We start from the raw sequence: 3,547 nt of genomic DNA, 5'->3' as shown, positions 1-3,547 counted from the left end.
CCTTCAAAGGCCTCACAGCCGCCTCCAGGCACAGGCCGCGCAGCAACTCCGAAGTGCGGCGTATCAGCGGCGTGCTTTTCTTCTTTGCCGACTGCGCCATGCACAGCGTGCTCACTATGCCCGGTGACTCGATGGGAATGCAGGCGAGCTCGTCCTGATGGTCATGGCTGCTGAGCGCACTCGCCGTGAGCGCCGCATAGCCGTAGCCGCCACGCACCAGGTCCAGGATGGCGGGGACGCTGGAAACTTCCCAGACCACGTTGAGCTTGACCTGCGACAGCGTCGCCTGGGCTTCCATCAGCTTGCGGAAGATCTGGCCGCGCTGCGGCATGACCAGCGGATAGCCCGAGAGCTCCTCGAAGCGCACTGCAGTGCGATGGCCCATGCTCGCCGGTCCTATAAGGCATAGCCGCTCCTCGAGCACGGGCGTGACCTCGACCTGGGGCTGGGGCTCGGGCGTGTAGACCAGGGCCAGGTCCATGCGCCCCGATGTGAGCCATTCGGCCATGTTGACCGAGAAACCCTCGACCACGGCCAGACCCGCCTTGGGCATTTCCCGGCTGAAGATGTCGATCAGCGGCAGCGTGAGCCGGCGCGCGAGGCTGGGCGGAAGACCGACCACGATGCGCCCCACGGGTTCGTCGCGCTGGCTGCCCAGGTCTTCCTTGGCCAGGGCCACGCGCTGCATGATGGCATGGCCATGCTCGAGCAGGCGCCGGCCCGCGTCGGTAAGCGTCACGCCGCGGCCGGTGCGTATCAGCAAGGTCTCGCGCAGCTCGATTTCCAGGGTGCGCACCTGGCGGCTGAGCGCCGGCTGCGCAATATCGAGCAAGAGCGCGGCCTTGCTGAAGCTGCCGGTCTCGGCCACCTGGACAAAAGTTTCTATCTGCTGAAGATTCATGGCGCACTCAAACTGTAACCATGCCATTTTGCTATAGCTGGTAGAGAGGCGGGCGTCTAGGTGATACCGGCCGGCCTGCCACAATGCAGAATAAGCTGCGTTCGCCCCTAGCCTGCACAAGAGCGAACGCGCTAAAAAACGCGATCAGCCGATAACGGAGACAAAATGACCATAGACACACGTCAAATGAACCGCCGCAGCGCCGGCCTTGCGTTGGGCGCGCTCGCGCTCGGCGCCATGGCCCCGGCACGCGCCCAGACCGCGACCAACTGGCCCACCAAGCAGGTGCGCATCATCAATCCGTTTCCCGTGGGCGGCGGCCCCGACGGCACCTCGCGCCTGGTCGCAGACAAGCTGTCGCGACTTTGGAACCAGCCGGTGATCGTCGAGAACCGCCCCGGCGGCAACGGTTTCATCGCCATCGATGCGTTCAAGCGCGGCGCGACCGACGGCACGGACATCATCCAGCTGGACAACGTCCACCTCGCGGCCTACCCCCACCTGTTCAAGAAGCTGCCCTACAACATCGACAAGGACTTCGAAGTCGTGCTGCCGCTGTTTCGCACCTTCTTCTTCGTCTGCGTCGCGACCGACAGCCCCTACAAGACCGTCGCCGACCTGATTGCCGATGCCAAGGCGCGTCCCGGCAAGCTCAACTACGGCTCGTGGTCGGTGGGCAATCCCGTGCACCTGGGCTCGGCGCTGCTCGAATCGCTGACCGGCACCAAGATGGAGCATGTGATCTACAAGGAAACCAGCCAGCTCTACACCAGCGTCGCCACGGGCGAACTCGCGTTCGCGCTGGGATCTTCCGGCACCGCGGGTCCGCTCGCGCGTTCGGGCAAGCTGCGCTTCCTGGCCGTGCTCGCACCCCACCGCCTCAAGGGCTACGAAGACGTTCCCACGGTCGCCGAATCGGGCGGCCCGGCCAATGCCATCGTCACCGGCTGGAACGCGTTTGCAGTGTCCAAGAGCACGCCCGCGGCCGTGGTCGACAAGATCCGCCGCGACACCATGAAGGCGCTGGCCGAGCCCGATGTGCAGCCCAAGTTCCAGACCTTCGGCTACGAGAACTACTTCCCGACACCGCAGGAATTCAAGACCTTCATGGTCGAAGAGAACAAGCGCTTTGGGGACGTGATCCGGCGCGCGAACCTGGAGCTGTGATCCGGGCGCCCGGTGTTGCCGGGTGCTGGAAAAGAAAGCCGCTGCAGGCAACTGCAGCGGCTTTTTACATGGCTTGCACGCCAGGCGCTCAGTCGGCGCGCACGAATTCCTCGGTATCGACTTCGCGGTGCCCCTGCGGCGCGTAGCGGCTGCCGGCAATCGCCGATGGCTGGAACAGCGCGTCGAGCTGCTCGAGCTGGGCGCTAGACAGCTTGACCGTGCCGCCATGCAGATCTTCATCGAGGTGCTTGCGCTGCGTGGTGCCGGGCAGCGCGATCACATGCTCGCCCTGGTGCAGCACCCAGGCAATCGCCAGCGCGGCCAGGCTGCAGTCGGCCTGCTCGGCAATCTCGCGCATGGGCGCGAGCAGACGCAGGTTGCGCGGGTAGTTTTCCGCCGAGAAACGCGGCATGGCCGTGCGCACGTCCTTTTCGCCCAGCGTCGCCGCATCGAGCAGATCGCCGCCCAGAAAGCCCCGGCCCAGCGGACTGAAAGCCACATAGGCAATGCCCAGCTCGGCGCAGCGCTGCAGCGTGCCGAGTTCGGCGTTGCGCGACCACAGCGAGTACTCGCTTTGCAGCGCGGTGATCGGGTGCTCGCGGTGGGCGCGCGCAAGCGTCTCGGCCGAGACTTCGGACAGGCCCAGCGCGCGCACCTTGCCCTCCTGCAGCAGCCGGCCCATCTCGCCCACCGATTCCTCGATAGGCACCGACTTGTCCCAGCGGTGCAGGTAATAGAGGTCGATCACATCGGTGCCCAGGCGGCGCAGGCTGTCCTCGCAATTGCGCCGCAGCGTGGCCGGCCGGCCGTCGATCACGCGGCGCGTCACGCCGTCCTCGCCCACCACCCCGGCCATGCCGCCCTTGCTGCACAGCGTGATGCGGTCGCGGTGCGGCGCCAGCACCGGGCCGACCAGGGTTTCATTCGCGCCAAAACCGTAGAGGGCGGCGGTGTCGAACAGCGTCACGCCCTGGTCGAGCGCATGGGCGAGCAGCTCGCGGCCCTGCTCGGCGCTGGGCGGCGTGCCGTAGGCATGGCTCAGATTCATGCAGCCCAGACCGACGGAAGTGACGTCGAAGGGGCCGATTTTGCGTGTCTGCATGGGTCAATCCTTGAAAAGGCAAAGCCAGCGCCTGCTGTCTGCAGGCGCTGGCCGTGGGGTTGCGAAGTCAGGCAAGCTTGCCCGAAGCTTTAGTTCAATTGCTGCTCAAGCTTATGCAGCACCTGGTAGCAAGGCAGCACCTGGGCCACGCTGGCATTGGGTTCGCGGCCTTCGCGGATCGCGGCAAAGAACTCGCGGTCCTGCAGCTCGATGCCGTTCATCGACACATCGACCTGGGACACGTCGATCTTTTCATCCTTGCCGTTGAACAGGTCATCGTAGCGCGCCAGATAGGTGCCGGTGTCGCCGATGTAGCGGAAGTAGGTGCCCAGCGGGCCGTCGTTGTTGAACGACAGGCTCAGCGTGCAGATCGCGCC

Annotated in this window: 3 protein-coding genes and 1 pseudogene; 1 reads left to right on the top strand and 3 read right to left on the bottom strand. The window is 65.4% G+C overall.

The window, feature by feature from the left end:
- On the bottom strand, positions 1-901 hold a 901-nt coding region (locus tag RR928_RS19060; protein ID WP_332683771.1), incomplete at its 3' end, for a LysR family transcriptional regulator.
- Between the two features lie 165 nt (positions 902-1,066).
- Here RR928_RS19060 and RR928_RS19055 point away from each other — a divergent pair.
- Complete coding sequence (locus tag RR928_RS19055; protein WP_087743219.1) at positions 1,067-2,068, top strand: Bug family tripartite tricarboxylate transporter substrate binding protein; 1,002 nt, start codon at positions 1,067-1,069, stop codon at positions 2,066-2,068.
- Positions 2,069-2,156: 88 nt separating this feature from the next.
- Here the strand turns inward: RR928_RS19055 and RR928_RS19050 are convergent, their stop codons facing one another.
- Together RR928_RS19050 and RR928_RS19045 are read right to left on the bottom strand one after the other, a co-directional pair.
- Positions 2,157-3,170, bottom strand: a complete 1,014-nt coding sequence (locus RR928_RS19050; RefSeq protein WP_332683768.1) for an aldo/keto reductase — start codon at positions 3,168-3,170, stop codon at positions 2,157-2,159.
- An 89-nt stretch (positions 3,171-3,259) separates the two neighbouring features.
- A pseudogene (locus tag RR928_RS19045) lies at positions 3,260-3,547 on the bottom strand (oxidoreductase); the annotation flags it as partial.

This window comes from Comamonas sp., assembly GCF_036666375.1.
Lineage (GTDB): Bacteria > Pseudomonadota > Gammaproteobacteria > Burkholderiales > Burkholderiaceae_C > Comamonas.
This window is presented reverse-complemented; position numbering and strand designations above follow the sequence as displayed.